13 protein-coding genes are annotated in these 19,555 nt (G+C 36.0%); 9 read left to right on the top strand and 4 right to left on the bottom strand.

Translation table 11 applies throughout. From position 1 onward, the window contains the following. The first annotated feature begins 116 nt into the window (after positions 1-116). From FCN74_RS00995 to FCN74_RS00985, 3 genes are all read left to right on the top strand, one after another. On the top strand, positions 117-1,580 hold the full coding sequence (locus tag FCN74_RS00995; protein ID WP_171047079.1) for a carboxypeptidase-like regulatory domain-containing protein: 1,464 nt from the start codon (positions 117-119) through the stop codon (positions 1,578-1,580). A 9-nt stretch (positions 1,581-1,589) separates the two neighbouring features. After that, positions 1,590-3,629 carry a M3 family metallopeptidase gene (locus FCN74_RS00990; RefSeq protein ID WP_138930733.1) on the top strand — a complete coding sequence of 680 codons (2,040 nt, stop codon included), beginning with the start codon at positions 1,590-1,592 and terminating at the stop codon, positions 3,627-3,629. Positions 3,630-4,045: 416 nt separating this feature from the next. After that, on the top strand, positions 4,046-4,828 hold the full coding sequence (locus FCN74_RS00985; protein ID WP_138930732.1) for an amidohydrolase: 783 nt from the start codon (positions 4,046-4,048) through the stop codon (positions 4,826-4,828). Here the strand turns inward: FCN74_RS00985 and FCN74_RS00980 are convergent. Next, on the bottom strand, positions 4,815-6,428 hold the full coding sequence (locus FCN74_RS00980; RefSeq protein ID WP_138930731.1) for an Ig-like domain-containing protein: 1,614 nt from the start codon (positions 6,426-6,428) through the stop codon (positions 4,815-4,817). The genes FCN74_RS00985 and FCN74_RS00980 overlap by 14 nt on opposite strands. A 111-nt stretch (positions 6,429-6,539) precedes the next feature. Between FCN74_RS00980 and lipB the strand changes: the two genes are divergently transcribed. Beyond that, positions 6,540-7,244, top strand: coding sequence for a lipoyl(octanoyl) transferase LipB (gene lipB / locus FCN74_RS00975; RefSeq protein WP_138930730.1), 705 nt, complete (start codon positions 6,540-6,542; stop codon positions 7,242-7,244). Positions 7,245-7,394: 150 nt separating this feature from the next. On the opposite strand, the gene pckA is transcribed toward lipB, so the two are convergent. Both pckA and FCN74_RS00965 read right to left on the bottom strand, forming a co-directional pair. After that, the gene (gene pckA, locus FCN74_RS00970) at positions 7,395-9,011 is read right to left on the bottom strand and encodes a phosphoenolpyruvate carboxykinase (ATP) (protein WP_138930729.1); all 1,617 of its coding nucleotides are present in this window, start codon (positions 9,009-9,011) and stop codon (positions 7,395-7,397) included. A 70-nt stretch (positions 9,012-9,081) separates the two neighbouring features. After that, positions 9,082-9,465 (bottom strand): DUF423 domain-containing protein, encoded by a 384-nt coding sequence (locus FCN74_RS00965; protein WP_171047078.1) that lies wholly within the window; start codon positions 9,463-9,465, stop codon positions 9,082-9,084. A gap of 71 nt (positions 9,466-9,536) precedes the next feature. Between FCN74_RS00965 and FCN74_RS00960 the strand changes: the two genes are divergently transcribed. Both FCN74_RS00960 and FCN74_RS00955 read left to right on the top strand, forming a co-directional pair. After that, the gene (locus FCN74_RS00960; RefSeq protein WP_138930727.1) at positions 9,537-10,904 is read left to right on the top strand and encodes a saccharopine dehydrogenase family protein; all 1,368 of its coding nucleotides are present in this window, start codon (positions 9,537-9,539) and stop codon (positions 10,902-10,904) included. A gap of 149 nt (positions 10,905-11,053) precedes the next feature. Further along, complete coding sequence (locus tag FCN74_RS00955; protein WP_138930726.1) at positions 11,054-14,812, top strand: choice-of-anchor I family protein; 3,759 nt, start codon at positions 11,054-11,056, stop codon at positions 14,810-14,812. A 33-nt stretch (positions 14,813-14,845) separates the two neighbouring features. Here the strand turns inward: FCN74_RS00955 and FCN74_RS00950 are convergent, their stop codons facing one another. Beyond that, on the bottom strand, positions 14,846-15,769 hold the full coding sequence (locus FCN74_RS00950) for a TIGR01777 family oxidoreductase (protein WP_138930725.1): 924 nt from the start codon (positions 15,767-15,769) through the stop codon (positions 14,846-14,848). 238 nt (positions 15,770-16,007) lie between these two features. Here FCN74_RS00950 and FCN74_RS00945 point away from each other — a divergent pair, with 238 nt between their 5' ends. From FCN74_RS00945 to FCN74_RS00935, 3 genes are read left to right on the top strand one after another with little or no spacing between them, the layout of a single operon-like run. After that, positions 16,008-17,012: an AAA family ATPase gene (locus tag FCN74_RS00945; RefSeq protein ID WP_138930724.1), complete on the top strand. Its 1,005-nt coding sequence runs from the start codon at positions 16,008-16,010 to the stop codon at positions 17,010-17,012. A gap of 43 nt (positions 17,013-17,055) precedes the next feature. Beyond that, entirely contained in the window at positions 17,056-17,919 is an 864-nt protein-coding gene (locus FCN74_RS00940; protein ID WP_138930723.1) for a DUF58 domain-containing protein, read from the top strand. 7 nt (positions 17,920-17,926) lie between these two features. Beyond that, a complete protein-coding gene (locus tag FCN74_RS00935; protein ID WP_138930722.1) occupies positions 17,927-19,555 on the top strand; it encodes a BatD family protein in 1,629 nt (542 codons plus the stop codon).

The raw sequence follows: 19,555 nt of genomic DNA, 5'->3' as shown, positions 1-19,555 counted from the left end.
AATAGATGTTGTTTGACTATTGAAACCCTTTAAAATAAAAATAAACTTATTTTACTAAGATTAAGTTAATAGAATTTCTGAGTGTTTTCACTAATTATATTTTTAAAAAAATGTCTATGAAAAATCTTTTTTTTGTTTTTGGACTCTTAACCTCTTATACGTTTTTTGCACAGTCCATAGAAGGTGTTGTATATGATGAAAACAATAACACACCAGTTATTTTTGCCAGCGTTTACACCACCCAAGAAACGGGTGTAATTACCAATCAAGAAGGCGGATTCAAAATCACAATTGGCAATTTATCTGAAACAGACAGCATAATTATTTCTAGCTTAGGATATAAAAAAAGCGTTTTTGGGTTAAATCAACTTCGGAGTTCAGACACTATTTTTTTAAAAGAGCAAAAAGAAATGCTTAGCGATGTAGTGATTTCTGCCAATAAACTAAGTGCAAACGAAATTATTCAGCGTTTTATTGATAGCATCGGCCAAAGGCATCATATACAACCTACCCAATTTAAAGTGTTTAAAAGAATTCATCAACAACTCAACCCGCTTGCTTTTGAAATTGAGCTAAAACGCTCTTCAGAGTTTTCACGAAAAAAAAGAAAACTATTTAACGATAAGGTTGAAAAATATTTTGCAAATATCAAAAATCAAAAAACCAACACTTATGAAGATATCCTCTATAAAGCTTATTACAATGTAGACTCAACAGGTGTCGATTACAAAAAAGCCACTAAACTTGTCAACGTCAATCGTGATAACTCAACAGAAAACATACAAAAAAATATTTTTAAAGAATTACTTTCAGCTTTAGACACATCTTCAACTTTTAAAGTTAAAACAGTACTTTTTCCCATTGATGATAGTTTAAGTCGAGAAGAATTTGTTAAAGCTAAAGATAGCCTTAAAAAAGATACCCTTCAAAACCAATATGCTAAAAACAATACCATTAAAAAATTAACACAAAGCATTGCAAACTCCCAATTGATAAAAGATAGAGAGTATTATAAATTTACTTTAACAGACACTAAAGTTTTTGATGATGAAGTGGTTTATCAAATCAGTTTTGTACCCGACCACAGAAAAGCTATATACAAAGGTAAATTTTTTATCAACGCTGAAGATTTTGGTTTGATGCGTTTAGACTACAAATTAATTGATGGCGAAAAGGAATCTGGCATGAATATGAAATTTTTATTAGGCATAAAACAAGAAATCAATAAAAGTGAATATCAAATCATTTACCAAAGAAAAAACAATGGAATCTATTACCCTAAATATTATCGCGCCAAAAAGAACAACTATGTTTATTTTGATCGCAAAATTACGTTCAAAGAGAATACAGACGACAGAAGAAACCGTATCAAATTGAAACTGAACTTACACATCGAAAACAACAGTACTACTGAAGTAGAATATCTGTTTATGAGTGCAGATAAAATAGATCAAAACAAAATCAAATTTAATACTGAGGACTACGTTTTTAAAGAGCAAATCGATAAATATAACCCAGAAATCTGGAAAGAATACAATATCATCCAAGCCACAGAAGGCATCAAAAATTACAAATATTAAACCTTATTTATGACTCAAAATAATCCGTTATTAAAGGCTTTTGAAATCCCGCCATTTTCTGAAATAGAGACTAAACACTTTAAACCTGCGATTAAAGACGCCATTGAAAAAGCGAATCAAGAAATTAATGATATTACCCAACAAAAGAAACCCACTTTTGAAAATACCATAGCCGCTTTAGACCACGCTGGCTATGATTTAGAACGGATTTCTCAAGTTTTATTTAACCTCAATTCTGCAGAAACAAACGAAGAGATTCAGCAAATTACCCAAGAGGTTTCACCATGGCTGAGCGATTTTCAAAATGATATCATGACCAATGCTCAACTTTTTAAAGCCGTTAACCAAGTTTATGAGCAAAAAGACAGTTTTAATTTAAATCCAGAGCAACAAACACTTCTCGATAAACACTATAAAAGTTTTGTTAGAAATGGTGCCAATCTCAGCAAAGATAAACAGGCAAAATTACGCGAAATTGACAACAAGCTTTCAACATTGAGTTTACAATTTGGTCAACACGTTTTGGCAGAAACCAATGCTTATCAATTGCATGTTGAACACCAATCAGAACTTAAAGGGTTACCTGAAAATGTGCTTGAAGCAGCGGAAGGCTTAGCAAAACAACAAGGTAAAACAGGATATATTTTTACCCTTCAATATCCGAGTTACATACCGTTTATGAAATATTGTGAAAACCGAAAACTGCGGAAAACATTGGCTTTGGCCTTTGGTCAACGCGGCTTTCAAAATAACGATAACAACAATGAAGAAATCGTAAAATCTATTGTAAAATTAAGGTATCAACGGGCTCAACTTCTGGGTTTTAAATCTCACGCCGATTATACACTCAGAGAACGCATGGCTAAATCACCAAAAAATGTCAATGATTTTTTAGACGATTTATTGACAAAAGCCAAACCTGCAGCACAAAAAGAATTTGATGAGTTAACCACTTTTGCAAAAAACAAAGACGGCATCGACCAATTACAAAAATGGGATGTCGCTTTTTATGCTGAAAAACTCAAACAACAGAAATTCAATTTAGACGACGAATTACTAAAACCTTATTTCCCATTAAACCAAGTGATTGACGGTGTTTTCTTGATTGCCCACAAGCTTTACGGCTTAAATTTTAAAGAAGTCGATACTATTGATAAATACCACGATGAGGTCAAAACTTATGAAGTTTACGATGAGCATCAAAACTTTAAAGCGATTTTCTTCGCCGATTTTCATCCACGTGCCGGCAAACGCGATGGGGCTTGGATGACGTTGTATAAAAACCAGTTCAAAACTGAGACTCAAAATGAGAGACCGCAAGTATCTATAGTTTGTAATTTTAGCAAACCGACTAAAACTCAACCGTCTTTATTAACCTTTAATGAAGTCACAACTTTATTCCATGAGTTTGGTCACGCTTTGCATGGCATGCTTGCTAATACGCAATACCGAAGTTTATCCGGACCATCAGTCTATTGGGATTTTGTAGAATTGCCCAGCCAATTGCTAGAAAATTGGTGTTACGAAAAAGAAGCTTTAGATGTATTTGCCAAACATTATAAATCTGGAGAACCCATTCCATCACAATACGTCGCACAAATTAAAGCCGCTGCCAATTTTAACGAAGGCATGCAAACCTTGAGACAACTCAGTTTTGGCTTATTGGATATGGCTTGGCATACCACAAATCCGGATGAGATAAAGTCTGTAAAAGATTTTGAAAACGCTGCTTTTGAGCCCACAAGGTTAGTTGAAGACGTCAAAGAAAACTGCATGAGCACCGCATTTTCTCATATCTTTCAAGGCGGTTATTCGGCAGGGTATTACTCTTACAAATGGGCCGAAGTTCTCGATGCCGATGCCTTTGAAGCCTTTAAAAATAAAGGTGTTTTTGATACTGAAACGGCAAAGGCTTTTAAAACGCATATTTTAGAAAAAGGCGGCACCGAAGAACCGATGATTTTGTATAAACGTTTTAGAGGTCAGGAACCTAATCCGGAAGCATTATTAAAACGTGCTGGACTTTTGAAACCTGAAAAAATGAGTTAATTTTATTTCTTTTGCAAATATAAATAAGCACGTAAGTCAGTTCGAGTCTTTGGAAATTAAAAAATTTTATTTAACGACAAATGTGAAAGCGGGTTTATAACATTTAGGCATCGAACTATAAATTTAGATAAAGATTTGTAAGCCTAGACTTTTTGATTCTTTTTTGGGCAATGCAAAAAAAAAGAATGAATATATTGATTATCTAAAAACGTGTGTATTATAAAAAGTGTCAGTAGTAGTGTTCTTGAATATTGACAAATGGAGAATTGCAAAAATGTATTGAGAATATTTTCTTAGAAATCGTTCTCTATACAATTCAGAAAAAAGTTTTGGTACCATTCAAACTGACAATAATATAAGATTGGGATTATTCAAGTCTCAATCACTATTTTAAAAACCAGAAAATATTAGTTATCATGACAACCGAAAACCTGAATGTGAGCATCATACAAACCGAATTAACATGGGAAGACAAAACTGCCAATTTTGAGCATTTTGATGAGCTGATCAACGCTATAGAATTAGATACCGACTTAATCGTTTTACCCGAAATGTTCAGCACCGGTTTTAGCATGAATGCTAAAAATCTATTTGATACACCAGAAGGCCAAACTTTGGATTGGTTACAAAAACAGGCTAAATCCAAAGAATCTGCTATCACAGGGAGTACCATTATCAAAGACCAAAACCAATATTTTAACCGCTTGTTTTTTGTTAAACCCGACGGGAGTTACCATACCTATGATAAAAAACATTTATTTACATTAGCTGGTGAAGAACAATATTATTCTTCAGGACAAGACAAACTCATAGTTAAGTATAAAGGTTGGAAGATTTGTCCCATGGTTTGTTATGACTTGCGTTTTCCAGCTTGGATCAGAAATCAAGAAGATTATGATATATTGATTTTTGTAGCCAATTGGCCCGCAATGCGTGTTAAAGCTTGGGATACACTTTTACAAGCTCGAGCTATCGAAAACATGAGTTATACCATTGGCGTAAACCGTATTGGAAAAGATGGCAATGGCTATCCGCATTGTGGACATTCAGCAATTTATGATGCCTTAGGGAGTAAAATCACAACAGATTTATTTGAAGTAGCTTTTGTAGAAACTAAAACTTTGTCTAAACAAGAACTCACACAAACACGAAAGAAATTTGGGTTCTTAAGAGATAGAGATGAATTTAAGGTAAACTAATAGTTTGGACTACATCCCAATTGGCTCTAAGTTCTAAAAGAACCGGGCTATATTCTACTTCTTCGGGTTGAATGTTTTTGAGATAGTCGCCACTATCCCACTTGCCATTATTGTTATCGTCATAAATGACTTTAATGTAATATTCACCGGGTCTTACATTTTTAAAGGTATGCTTATTCGTATTGTTTAATATAACAGACTTTTCTACTTTTTCTTTATCATCTATCAACTCTATTATGGCAGGATAACGTTTAACATTGTTAAGCGTCAAATCTAAAATGCTATACTCAGAAAGCGGTTGCGTCATAAAGTTCTTTTTAATCGTATCGTTGGTGTGACCATAAAAATCTACGATCGCATCCGGCAAAATAGTCATTTGATACTTTGAATTTTCAACTTTATCAAATTCAATTTCGACTTGGTTATGAAATGAATTGAGTCGTGCTTTATATTTCATTTGCAATGAGTCGTTGTCCAGTAGTTTGATCCTGCTGGTATCTATTTTTACTATGGGTAAATTGGCTTTGATATAAACCAATTCTTCAAATTCAATGGTATTTTTAGGTTTGGTTTCAATTTGAAGCGAGTCGGTTTCCATCTCTTTAGCCTTAACGACAAGCGTATCAACTTGCGTTTTATGTTTGAAAGCAAATAGCAAACTATCCCTTTGAATATAAGGTTTCATCCAATAGTTTAAAGTATCACTTTCCCTGCTTTTTGTAATTCTTGTTTGAAGTGTATCAGGCATATCGGTCAATAATTTAATCTTGTAATCTGTAGAATCTAATACGCCTTCGTAACCAAAAACCAGGTGATGTTTGCTGACTTGTTTTGGTCGAATGGGTTTGAAATCTTTATAAGTATTGAATAAATTTACATTATAACTATTTGTCGTTGGCAATGTCACCACACTATCGAGAAATCCAATTTTTTCACGACCCGGATTAAACTTATAATCACTGTTTTTATCTTCTAAAGCCACTAATTTGTAGGTGCCTTCACGCATATTTTCTAAGCTAAAGGTGTTTATAGAGTCTTTTGAAAACGTGACATAAGTAGGTAAATCTTTAAAAATAATAGAATCTGTATAAGCACTGTCTTTTTCAAAAAGCATGACACTTACAAACCCCGGTGTTTCTCTGTAATTCATGTCATTTACACTACCTTCAAGTTTTAAAGAGTCAATATAATCTCCGGTTGAAAACACGTATTTGAAAAATGGTAGCATATTGCCTTCGTTATTGTCTACAATACTTTGACCAAAATTAATAGTATAAGTCGTGTTATTTTGAAGGGAGTCTACGGGCAATTTTATTCTTACCCCTTTAGAGGCAACTCCCATAGGGGTAATTTCAGGTCTCGGCAGTATAGGTGGAGAAAAAATAATTTGTTGAGAAGCATTTTCCAATTTTATAAACTCATTAAACAAGATTCTTATTTCTTCTTGATTATAGTGAGTAGAAAAATTAGGTGGGTTCGAAGACACAAATTCAGGTGGAGTTACATCTATAGGTCCACCTTCAGGACGACCAATTTGTGCGCAACTGTATATAAGCGCTGTAATAAAGACTAAACTAAAAACTAACCGAAACCGATTCAAAAGTTATTTTTTTACAAATAAACAATTTTTTCATGTGATTATCACTCACTCTAAACATTCTAATGCTGTTAATATTGAATAAATCGGCATATAATTTTGTAAATTTGAGCCATGAATAAAGATGTTATATTAAAAGACCTCGGTCTTAAAGATTACAAAGAAACTTGGGACTACCAGGAGCAACTTTTTGATGGAATTTTGAATACCAAAATTCAAAACCGACGCCAAAACTTAAATGATAAAACTGACAATTATTTTCTTTTCGTAGAACATCCCCATGTTTATACTTTAGGCAAAAGTGGAAAACTGGAACACTTATTGCTCAATGAAGAACAGTTAAAGGCTAAGAAAGCAACTTTTTATAAAATCAATCGCGGTGGCGATATTACGTATCACGGACCAGGGCAGATAGTAGGTTATCCAATATTAGACTTAGATAACTTTTTCACTGACATTCATAAATATCTTAGAACTTTAGAAGAAGTTATTATTCTTACGCTTAAAGAATATGGAATTGAGGCTACGAGAAGCAAGGGTGAAACAGGTGTTTGGCTTGATGTGGATACGCCTTTTGCGCGTAAAATTTGCGCTATGGGTGTTCGTGCTTCACGTTGGGTTACTATGCATGGGTTTGCATTTAATGTCAATGCTGATTTAGGCTATTTTGATAACATCGTGCCTTGTGGAATCAAAGACAAAGCTGTGACTTCCCTCAACGTAGAATTAGGTCAAAAAAAAGTAGACGTAGAAGAGGTTAAAACCAAACTCAAATCACATTTTGAAGCGTGTTTTGAAGCTAAACTGATTTTAAAATAGTCACTATAAGAATAGAAATTATTAGTACACCTTTCTTTGACGGTAGTCTGGCTAGTGGCAAAACAGTAAAACTATAAATTCAAGAATGATAAATATTAAAAAAAGGTCATCCTAACAGGGATGACCTTTTTATACGATTTATTTAGACATTTATAATTGCGGACCTGCATCAACAAGTGCTTTGCCTTTCTCGTTATCTGTATACTTTTGAAAGTTGTCGATAAAGAGTGAGGCAAGATTTTTAGCCTTTTTATCCCAGTCGCCAGGGTCAGAATAAGTGTTTCGCGGGTCGAGAATTTCGTCGTGTACACCTTCAAGTTTTGTTGGGATTTCTAAATTGAATATGGGCAAATTTATAGTTGGAGATTTTTCAATAGATCCATCAAGTATCGCCGTAATAATTCCTCGCGTATCTTGAATAGAAATTCGTTTTCCGGTACCGTTCCATCCGGTGTTTACAATGTATGCCTCTGTACCGTGCTCATCCATTTTTTTAACTAATTCTTCACCGTATTTTGTTGGGTGTAAGGAAAGAAAAGCTTCACCAAAACAAGCCGAAAATGTCGGTTGAGGAGTGGTTACGCCTCTTTCTGTACCAGCTAACTTAGCAGTAAATCCTGATAAGAAATGATATTGTGTTTGTGCTTTTGTCAGTTTTGCCACAGGTGGTAAAACTCCAAAAGCATCAGCAGTTAAGAAAATCACTTTATTGGCATGTCCAGCTTTAGAAACGGGCTTAACAATGTTATCAATGTGGTAAATAGGATAAGACACACGCGTATTGGCTGGCCCTGAATTAAAGTCAATTTTACCGTTTTCATCAACAGTTACATTTTCAAGAAGCGCATCACGTTTTATAGCCCCATAAATATCTGGCTCTGATTCTTTATCGAGATTCATAGTTTTTGCATAACAGCCACCTTCAAAATTAAACACGCCGTCATCATCCCAACCGTGTTCATCATCACCAATAAGTTTTCTGTTAGGGTCTGTAGATAATGTAGTTTTTCCTGTTCCAGATAGCCCAAAAAAGATAGCAACATCGCCATTCTTACCAACATTGGCAGAGCAGTGCATTGAAGCCATGCCAGCTTTTGGTAACATATAATTCATCATAGCAAACATGCCTTTTTTCATCTCACCACCATACCATGTCCCGCCGATAACCTGCATTTTTTCTTCAAGATTAAATACCGTATATACATCAGAGTTCATGTCGAATTCTTTCCAGCGAGTGTTTGTGGTCTTTGAAGCATTCATCACCACAAAATCGGGATCGCCAAAGTTTTTAAGCTCTTCTTCTGATGGTCGAATAAACATATTTTTCACGAAGTGAGCCTGCCATGCTACCTCCATGATAAAACGAATTTTCAATCTTGAATTTTCATTTGCACCAAGAAACGTATCTACAACAAACAGTCTTTTACCGGAAAGTTCTTCTGTAGTGATTTTTTTCAAATGTTTCCAAGCTTCTTCAGAAACTTTTTTATTATCGTTTGGAGACTTAGGTGAAGTCCACCATATATCTTTAGAGGCGTCATTTTCTACAATAAATTTATCTTTGGGTGAACGCCCCGTAAATTTGCCCGTCATGACATTTACAGCGCCGAGTTCTGTAAGCTGACCTTTCTCATAACCCTCGAGGTTTGGGTTTAATTCTTCTTTAAAAAGTTGGCCGTATGATGGATTATATACGATTTCTTTGACATCTGTGATACCATATTTATCTAGCGAAATGGTTTTGGTAGCATTTTGAGTAGAATCCATAATTTTGGTTTTATTTCAAAACAAATTTAATTAGAATCCTCAATAAAAGCCTTTTTTAAATATTTATTTTTCAGTTTTTATTTAAAAAACTGACAAAAATCAATAACCAGCTTAAAATTAATAGACTCCCCCCTATAGGTGTAATAAATGCAATTGTGGTAAAATCAAAACTTGTAAGGCCGTTGGTGGCTAAGCCATAAATGGAACCAGAAAACATAATTATACCAATGACTATCATATAAAAAACAAAACTGTGGGTCTTTCTTACTGTTTTTAAATTAAACCCTAAAATAATTAAGAGTAAAGCATGATACATTTGATATTTCACCCCAGTTTCAAAACTTCTCAAACTTTCTGCATCAATTTGTTCAGCTAAGGTATGTGCACCAAAAGCTCCAATAATAACTGCGGTCATCCCAAAAAAAGCTCCAAATAATTTTAGTTTTTTTGCCATAATAATAGTCTTGTAAAGGCTTTTATATACCTTCGTAAAATGAACAAAAATAGATAAAACTTAATAATTTTATGCGCAAACTACTCATTATTGGTGCTGGGAAATCAACCTCATCTCTGGTTAGATTTTTAAGTGAGCAATCAGAAGTTGAAAAACTTGACATCACTATAGCCGATAAAAACCTCAAACAAGCCAAAAAAATTGCTGAAATTTCAGAAAATCTCAATGCAGTAGAGCTAGACATCTTTAAAGAAGATGAAAGAGCAAAAGCTGTAAAAGTTGCAGATATTGTGGTCTCGATGTTGCCTGCCAGATTTCACATTGAAGTCGCCAAAGACTGTTTAAAGTTTGATAAAAATATGGTCACGGCATCTTATGTTTCAGAAGATATGCAGTCGCTAGATGAAGATGTCAAAGCAAAGGGTTTAACTTTTATGAATGAAATTGGTGTCGATCCCGGGATTGACCACATGAGTGCGATGCAAGTCATCGATCGTATCAAAAATCGAGGTGGAAAAATGCTGATGTTTGAATCCTTTACCGGAGGTCTAGTCGCCCCGGAAAGTGATGATAACCTTTGGCATTATAAGTTTACTTGGAACCCCAGAAATGTGGTGGTTGCAGGTCAAGGTGGTGCAGCAAAATTTATCCAAGAAGGCAAGTACAAATACATTCCCTACCAGCGTTTATTCAGACGAACAGAGTTTTTAAAAGTGCCAGGCTATGGTAAATTTGAAGGCATTGCTAACCGAAATTCACTACAATATCGCGATATTTATGGTTTAGAAAATATACCAACATTGTATCGGGGAACATTACGAAGGGTTGGCTATTCTAAAGCTTGGAATGTTTTTGTTCAACTTGGGATGACAGACGATACTTACATTATGGAAAACACCCAAAATATGAGTTATCGTGAGTTTGTTAATTCCTTTTTACCCTATTCGCCTTCAGACTCAGTAGAGTTAAAACTAAGACACAATCTTAAAATAGATCAAGATGATCTAATTTGGGAAAAGTTGTTAGAAATCGATTTATTTAACCCTGACAAAAACATAGGACTTAAACAAGCCACACCGGCACAAGCTCTACAAAAAATTCTGGAAGATAAATGGACACTCCAGCCAAAAGACAAAGACATGATTGTGATGTACCATAAATTTGGTTATGAATTGAATGGCGAGAAGCATCAAATTGATTCTACTATGGTTAGTGTTGGTGAAGATCAAACCTACACTGCTATGGCTAAAACAGTTGGTTTACCTGTCGGGATGGCAACCTTAAAAATTCTCAATGGAGAAATCACTAGAAAAGGCGTTTTAAGACCAATTTATTCGGATGTGTATAATCCCATTCTAAAAGATTTAGAAACTTACAATATCAAATTTAATGAACAAAACGTAGAATATTTGGGCTATAATATTGAGAATGTGAAGTAGAGTTTACCAAAAATCTATCAACCAAACTTGAAGTAACAATAATTTAATGTATAAATCAGATTCCTAAACAATTTGATGATTTTTAGCTAATGTGTTTAAAGATTTATGATAGTAATTTTAGATAAAATTTAATCTAAAATTATAGTCTAATGAAACACTTTACTTTACTAACGTTATTATTGATTTCTAGTTGGGCTTCTGCTCAAATTATTAGTCAATATGTAGAAACCGATAGCGGGACTTCTCCTAAAGGTTTAGAAATTTTAAACAACACCAGTGCAGCTCTAGATTTTTCTGTGGATAATCTCATCATAGAAAAAGGCACTAATGGTGCTGCACCTAGTCCAGATTTCACTATCGACAGCGGTGTATTGCAACCTGGAGAAGTTTTAGTTGTGGGCACGATTGACATGCAACCCGCAGCCACTTCAAATGGCGTTTTATTTTATGAGAAATCATTTACTTTTAACGGTGATGATGCTTTGGTACTAAAATTAGGGACAACAATAACCGATGTTTTTGGAAATCCTAACAATGATCCTGGAAGTGCTTGGGAAGCCAATGGTGTTTCAACTAGAAATTCAAACATTGCTTTATTAAGCAGTATTGCCTCAGGAGAATTGGTTGGTTTTACTGATCCCAGCACAAGATTTGAAACCATAAACACGACACCTTCTGATATTGCTAATGGTGGTTTAGATGGTTTTGGAGTTGCACCAATTACAGCGATTATTGATCTTCAAGTCACTGAATTATTCCCAGGCCAAGCTGGAAATGACCTTACAGAAGATTGGTTTGAAATCAAAAATGTAGGTTCTGTGGCATGGGTTTCAGGAACTGATCCTGACTTATATTATGATGACGAATCTGCTGACCCATCTGATGCTGTTATCATTCAAGGGATTACTGATATTCAACCAGGTGAAAAAGTTGTGGTTGTATTAACAGACAATACAGCAGATGTGACAACTTTTGAAACCATTTGGGGCGAAGTTGTAGACCTAACTAATATTGAAGTTGGATTTGCTGATGGCTCTGGTCTAGGAAGCGGTGGCGATGGTGCGACCCTATGGTTAGGTGACCCTGCAACAACATCACCTGTTGAAATTGAAAATTATCCAGATACTTTTGGTAACGATGCAAAATCTTACGATGTTGAACTTGCTGCATTTTCAACGGTTGGAAATGCCAACGGTGCAGTTGAAACAATTGCCACTGCTGGAGCAAACAATACTGTTCCTAATATTGCTTCGCCAGGTGATGCACCAGCTTTGCCAGCAGATATCAAAGTATCGGAATTATTTCCAGGTCAATCTGGAAGTGATTTAACTGAGGACTGGATTGAAATCACCAACACAGGAGGAACCGCTTGGGTATCTGGTGTTGATCCTGATTTATATTATGACGACGAATCTGCTGACCCGGCTGACGCTGTTATCATTCAAGGGATTACTGATATTCAGCCTGGTGAAAAAGTGGTTGTCGTGTTAACGGCCAATGCTGCCGATGTCACCACCTTTGAAAACGTGTGGGGTGCTGTCTTAGACTTGAGTAATGTAGAAATAGGTTTTGCTGATGGCGCTGGTTTAGGAGGCGGTGGCGATACTGCCAATTTATGGTTAGGTGATCCTAACTTGAGTTCTCCAATAAGCTCTGCAAGTTATCCCGACACAGGAAGTAACGACGGTCAAACTTATGATGTCGAGTTAGCCGCTTTTTCAACAGTTGGCAATGCAAATGGTGCAGTAGCCACCATTGCAACCGGCGGGAACAATAATGTTCCAAATATTGGTTCGCCTGGAGATGCACCGCAAACGACACAAGTTCAATTGGCTTTTGACGAAACTGTGGTTTCAGTTGATGAAAATGCAGGAAATGTTACTATTAATGTGTCACCATCAATAGCTCCATCAAATTCACCGAGCGTTGATGTTGCTGTGATGATGGGAGGTAGTGCAACAGAAGGAAATGATTTTACATTTTCAACGACGACTTTAACTTTTCCCTCTGGTTCAACTGCCGCACAAACCGTATCAATTCCTATTATTGACAACAGCACGGATGATCCAAGTGTATTTTTTGCCTTAGAACTATCTAATCCAGTTGATGCTACTTTAGGCAACGCCTTGTTACCTGTTTTTATTTTAGATGATGACAACGATGTGCCAGTCACTGATGATACGGTTTTAGATATGACTTATTTGACAAGTTATACCGTTGACGCTTCTGGCACTGCAGAGATTTCAAAATTTGACCCAAATACACAACGACTTTATGTTGTCAATGATACTAAAATTGAAATTATTGACTTATCAGATCCGACAACACCATCTACTATTAGTAATATAGACGTAACCCCATTTGGGGCTGGTGCTCAAAGTGTTGATGTGAATGACGGCCTCGTAGCCATTGCGGTTTCTAACAATGTAGCAACTGATCCTGGTTCCGTTGTGTTCACGGATATTGATGGTAATAATCCTGTTCTAGTTACCGTTGGGGCTTTACCTGATATGTTAACCTTTTCACCAGATGGTAATTCAGTTTTAGTCGCCAACGAAGGCGAGCCTAGCGATGACTATACTATTGACCCTGAGGGTAGTGTGAGTGTTATTGATGTTGCGGCTGGTCTAGCAGGTATTACGCAAGCCAATGTTACTGAAATCAATTTCAATGCTTTCGATAGTCAACAAGCGACTTTAATTGCTAATGATGTTAGAATTTTTGGTCCAGGTGCTTCAGTTTCTCAAGATTTAGAACCTGAGTTTATTACCGTTACAGAAGATAATCAAACGGCTTATGTGGCTTGTCAAGAAAACAATGCTTATGCAATTATAGACTTGACCACCAATACGGTTACAGACATCAAATCTTTTGGGTTAAAAGACCACAGTTTACCTGAGAATACTCTAGATACTTCAGATGAAACAGATTTTATATTTGATGCGTCTTGGCCAATTAAAGGTATGTATATGCCTGACGGAGTTACTACATATAATCTTGGTGGTGTGAACTATCTCGTCACAGCAAACGAAGGTGATGCTAGAGAATACGATGCTTTTGAAGAAGAAAGGGATATAACAGACTCTGATTTCAATTTAGACCCGAGTGTATTTAGTAACATCAATTTATTAGAATTAGAATCTACATTGGATGGAATTAATTTTACTAACGCTTCTGGAGATGCAAACAACGACGGTCTATTTGAAGAACTGCACGTGTTTGGCGGGCGATCATTTAGTATTTTTAATGCAGATACAGGCGCATTAGTTTTCGATAGTGGAAATGATTTTGCGCATATTACTGCTGCAGACCCGGTTTACGGTGCAATTTTTAATGCAAGCAACAGCAATAATTCTTTTAAAAATAGGAGTGATAACAAAGGAGTTGAGCCTGAAAATGTGATTGTTCAGGAAATTGATGGTAGCTATTACGCCTTTATCATATTAGAACGTATAGGTGGAGTGATGGCTTATGATGTGACCAACCCGTCTGCACCTACGTTTTTAGAATATGAAAACAATAGAGATGCTACACCTGGTGGACAGGAATCTGGTGATTTAGGGCCAGATGGTATTGTTTATGTGGCACCCGAAAATAGTGGCACAGGCAAAGCCTTATTGGTATTATCTAACGAGGTCAGTGCGACTTTATCTATTTACGAATTGAGCAATATCACCTTATCGACTCAAGATTTTAATGTGAATGATTTGAATTTTAAAGTGTATCCTAATCCAGTAGATAGCATTTTAAAAACAGACCAAATTGGGGATTACACTATTTTTAACTTGAATGGAAAAAAAGTCATTGAAGTTACAAATACCTCTGAAATCAATGTCCAAAATTTATCTAGAGGCATATACCTCATCAAAAATGAAAACGGAAATGCTTTGAAATTTGTAAAAAGATAAGTTACTATTTAAATTTCAATAATCAGAAAGCCGTCATTTTTTGGCGGCTTTTTTATTATAAATATCCTCCAAAGCCTTTTCAATATGGGCATATTCAAATACAAAGCCTTCTTGTTGAATTTTATCAGCGCTTACCAGTTGACTACCTAAAACGATCTGCGCCATTTCCCCTAACAATAATTTTAATGCAAATTTTGGCACAGGCGGGAGTAAAAGTGGCTTGTTTAATTGCTTTGCTATGGTTTTAGTCAACTTCTTATTATTCACAGGGTTTGGAGCAACAGCATTATAAACCCCTGTCAACGCTTCATCCATAACATGACAAAACATCGACGCTAAGTCTTTAATGTGTATCCAAGATTGCCATTGTTGGCCTGAACCTAAAGTAGCGCCAACATAATTTTTAATGGGTTTTGCCATTTGTTCTAATGCACCACCATCAGCAGAAAGCACAACGCCAATGCGAAGTTGAGCTACATTAATGTTTAAGTTCTCAAACTGGCTGGATGCTTTTTCCCATTCTTGAACGACATGACCCAAAAAGTCATGACTTAAATCGGTTTCGGCCTCATCGTAAAGTCTGGTCAGCGAACTTGGATACACCCCAATGGCACTTGCAGAAACTAAGTGATTGACTTCATGATTAATTTCAGATAAACTTTTATATAAAAGATTTAAGCTATCAATCCTGCTGTTTAATATTGCTTTTTTATGTTCGCTAGTCCAGCGTTCAGCCACACTTGCACCTGCCAAATTGATGATGCATTCTACACCATCAAAACAAGCTTTATCAATTTCTTCTCGTTTTGGGTTCCAAACGAAACCATTAAAATTTTTTTGATTTTCAACTTTTGATTTACTCGTAGTTAAATAATTCACTTCATCACCACGCTCCAAGAGTTTTGCTGTCAATGCTTTACCCACCAAACCGGTTGCCCCAGTTATCAATACCTTCATTTTCTTTTTTGTTTAAAAGTAAAGCATATTTTTTTGACACTTTCCTAAGGAATAATTAAAGTTTTTTTGAACAAAAATCGAGAGGACTTAAAACCACATATAAGATATTCATTTTCAATTGTTTTTTAACAATTTGAATCCATTAGAAACTATTCTAACTTTTAACCAGACCTTAACAAGCTCAATACAAATATTTTATCAATTTGCGTTGCTAAACAAAATCCTAAACTTATCGCCTATGGATGCTCAAAATACCAATGTTGATATCGCACAAATCAATGAAAAAATTGAAAAGGAAAGTGCATTTGTCGATATCTTGACGCAAGAAATGAATAAAGTCATTATCGGTCAAAAAGAAATGATTGAACGCCTTCTCATTGGACTTATCGGCCGTGGTCATATTTTACTCGAAGGTGTTCCGGGTCTGGCTAAAACCCTTGCCATAAACACCTTGTCAAATGCGGTTGACGGATCGTTTAGTCGTATACAGTTTACACCGGATTTGTTGCCTGCTGACGTAGTAGGGACAATGATTTACAACATGAAAGAAAATGATTTCAGCATCAAGAAAGGGCCAATTTTTGCCAACTTTGTCTTGGCAGATGAGATCAACCGTGCACCGGCCAAAGTGCAATCGGCTCTACTTGAAGCCATGCAGGAAAAGCAAGTTACTATTGGAGATGAAACCTTTATTTTAGACAAACCCTTTTTGGTTATGGCCACTCAAAACCCAGTCGAACAAGAAGGGACTTATCCCTTACCAGAAGCACAAGTAGACCGGTTTATGCTCAAAACTGTCATAGATTATCCAAAAATTAATGAAGAACAACAGGTAGTAAGAGCCAATCTAGCTGGCGACTTTGATAAAGTGAAATCTGTCGTATCTATTGACAAGATTTTAAAAGCACAAGACGCGGTTAAAGATGTTTATATGGATGAAAAAATAGAAAAATATATTCTAGATCTCATTTTTGCCACCCGATATCCTGAACAATACAAACTCGACGAAATCAAGCCACTCATAAGCTTTGGGGCTTCACCACGGGGTAGTATCAACTTAGCCACTTGCGCAAAATGTTATGCCTTTATCAAGCGTCGAGGTTACGTGATACCCGAAGATGTGAGAGCAGTCGTGATGGATGTCTTAAGACACCGGGTTGGAATCACCTACGAAGCAGAAGCAGAAAATGTAACCTCTGAAGATCTGATTGCTAAAATTGTCAACAAAGTCGAAGTACCATAGAAAAAGGAATTTCAAACTTTAGATTAACAATTTTATACCATTTATGGATACCAAAGAACTTCTCAAAAAGGTTAGAAAAATTGAAATCAAAACACGGCGCTTGAGCGACCATGTGTTTGGTGGCGAATACCATTCGGCATTCAAAGGTCGCGGGATGACCTTTAGCGAAGTTCGTGGCTATCAATTTGGAGATGATGTTCGGGCTATAGACTGGAATGTCACTGCTAGATATAACGAGCCGTTTGTAAAGGTTTTTGAAGAAGAACGCGAGCTCACCATGATGCTTTTAATCGATGTGTCGGCTTCTGAAACATTTGGTTCTCAAACCACTTACAAGAGAAATATTTTAGTAGAAATTGCAGCAACACTAGCTTTTTCTGCGATTCAAAATAATGATAAAGTCGGGTTGATGCTGTTTACCGATCAAATCGAACTTTACATCCCACCTCAAAAAGGACGGATGCACGTGTTGAGAATTATCCGCGAGCTCATTGAATTTAAACCCCAAAATAAAAAAACCAATATCTCTCTCGCACTAAAGTCTTTAAGCAATATGATAAAAAAACGCGCGATTGCTTTTGTGATGTCTGATTTTATAGATGATGATTATGAGCGCAGTTTAAAAATTGTAGCCCAGCGTCACGATGTGACAGGCATTAGAATTTACGATAAACGTGAAACCGAATTACCCAATGTTGGGTTAATTCAAGCCCAAGACGCTGAAAGTGGTAAGTTGGTTTGGCTTAATTCTGCATTAAAAAGCACAAGACAAGCCTATCGAAAACAGTATTTAGACCGTGTAGAATATTTTGACAAAACCTTTAAGCTCAGTGGAGCCGGGCGAATTTCTACACAAGTCGAAGAAAGCTATGTCAAAAAACTATTAAGTTACTTTAAAGCCCGATAAGAGATTGATGAGACTGGATAAAATGACATATCGATTAATTTTTACAACCACATTGTTGGTTAGCAGTTTTCTGACTAAGGCTCAAGAAGTCTCTGCAGAAATAGACCGCGATACCATCAAAATTGGTGAGCAAATTCAATACAAAATTACAGCCAAGATCCAACCTGAGGATGTGATTGTCTTTCCTGAAGGACAAACTTTTACGCCGCTAGAAATGGTAGAAGCTTATAAAATTGACACGACACAGCTCGAGCCACTTAAGATACTATCAAAAACCTACGCTTTAACGCAATTTGACTCTGGAAGCTATACCATTGGCAAACAAACTTTAAAACTCAACGACAGTTTTATTGAAACCGATAGCATTAATATTAGAGTCAACGATGTGGTGGTCGATACGACCAAGCAAAAGCTTTATCCCATAAAAGCTTATATCGATTTTGAAAAACCTTTTGAGATTCGGTCATGGATTTGGTGGACATTGCTGGCAATAGTCGTAGCCTTAGGTTTGATTTTTGTCCTTTTTAAATTTAAAAAGAAAAAAGATGTAAAGAAAAAACGCATTCCGCCCTATCAACGCGCTATCCAATCTTTGCAAGACTTAGACAATTCAAAACTCATTGATGATAGAAATTTAAAAGAATACTATTCTCAACTCACCGAAATCAGTCGGCGATATCTCGAAGAAAAGGTTGAAATCAGAGCTTTAGAATACACCAGTAATGAGTTGGTCGATGAGCTCGAGAGCCGACGTCAAAGTCAGAAACTCAACATCAGTCAAGACTTGATTGACGACTTTAAAAAAATCTTGCAACGTGCAGATTTGGCCAAGTTTGCCAAGTCTGCCCCAGATGTGTTAACGGCAAAATCGGACCGTAAAAACGTCGAAACCTTTACCAATAGCATGCAAACGGCTATCCCAGAGCCTACCGACGAAGAGAAAAAACGCGATGAAGCTTATCAAGCCATCTTGAAGAAACGCCGACAACGCCGAAAAATCGCTTTTGCCATTTTGGTCGTTTTAGCCATAGCCACCATTTCTACTGTTGCTCTGGTTGCTACCAAGGGTTACGATTATGTCAAAGATGCGTATTTTGGCAATGCTTCCAAAGAACTTTTAGAACAAGACTGGATTACCAGCACTTATGGCTACCCGCCAATTCAAATTTCAACTCCAGAAGTTCTCGTGAGAACTCCAATTGATAGTTTAAACCAAAACATCAAACAAAACGATATGGTGCTCAGCACGGAGACTTTTGTTGATGGATCTTTGTTTTCAAATTTATACGTGGTATTAAGTTCGGTTCAATTTAAAAAAGACACTGAGTTCGATTTGAAAAAAGCTATTGATGGAATTTACAAAAATTTAGAGCAAAAAGGCGCGATTAATATCATCAGTAAAGATGAAGAGTTTGAAAGTTTAGATGGCTCAAAAGGCATTAAAGTCTTTGGGAATTTTGATATCAAAAACCCAATCACGGGCAGTGACATCAAAAAATCTTATCAAATTTTAAATTTTGGCGTAGGAGGTAACTACCAACAAATCACCATAGTTCACGATGAAAACGACCGATTTGCCGACGAGATTAGCAATAGAATTATAAATACTGTGGAATTTAATTTGGAAAACAACTAA

The organism is Mesohalobacter halotolerans (genome assembly GCF_006120725.1).
In the GTDB taxonomy this organism is placed as follows: domain Bacteria; phylum Bacteroidota; class Bacteroidia; order Flavobacteriales; family Flavobacteriaceae; genus Psychroflexus; species Psychroflexus halotolerans.
Note: the sequence above shows the minus strand (reverse complement) of the source record. Positions and strands in the feature narration are given on the sequence as shown.

Bases quoted from the DNA above. Each gene is read 5' to 3' on its own strand.
- FCN74_RS00995 (WP_171047079.1), top strand. From the start codon at position 117: ATGAAAAATCTTTTTTTTGTTTTTGGACTCTTAACCTCTTATACGTTT.
- FCN74_RS00990 (WP_138930733.1), top strand. From the start codon at position 1,590: ATGACTCAAAATAATCCGTTATTAAAGGCTTTTGAAATCCCGCCATTT.
- FCN74_RS00985 (WP_138930732.1), top strand. From the start codon at position 4,046: ATGACAACCGAAAACCTGAATGTGAGCATCATACAAACCGAATTAACA.
- lipB (WP_138930730.1), top strand. From the start codon at position 6,540: ATGAATAAAGATGTTATATTAAAAGACCTCGGTCTTAAAGATTACAAA.
- pckA (WP_138930729.1), bottom strand. From the start codon at position 9,011: ATGGATTCTACTCAAAATGCTACCAAAACCATTTCGCTAGATAAATAT.
- FCN74_RS00965 (WP_171047078.1), bottom strand. From the start codon at position 9,465: ATGGCAAAAAAACTAAAATTATTTGGAGCTTTTTTTGGGATGACCGCA.
- FCN74_RS00960 (WP_138930727.1), top strand. From the start codon at position 9,537: ATGCGCAAACTACTCATTATTGGTGCTGGGAAATCAACCTCATCTCTG.
- FCN74_RS00955 (WP_138930726.1), top strand. From the start codon at position 11,054: ATGAAACACTTTACTTTACTAACGTTATTATTGATTTCTAGTTGGGCT.
- FCN74_RS00950 (WP_138930725.1), bottom strand. From the start codon at position 15,769: ATGAAGGTATTGATAACTGGGGCAACCGGTTTGGTGGGTAAAGCATTG.
- FCN74_RS00945 (WP_138930724.1), top strand. From the start codon at position 16,008: ATGGATGCTCAAAATACCAATGTTGATATCGCACAAATCAATGAAAAA.
- FCN74_RS00940 (WP_138930723.1), top strand. From the start codon at position 17,056: ATGGATACCAAAGAACTTCTCAAAAAGGTTAGAAAAATTGAAATCAAA.
- FCN74_RS00935 (WP_138930722.1), top strand. From the start codon at position 17,927: ATGAGACTGGATAAAATGACATATCGATTAATTTTTACAACCACATTG.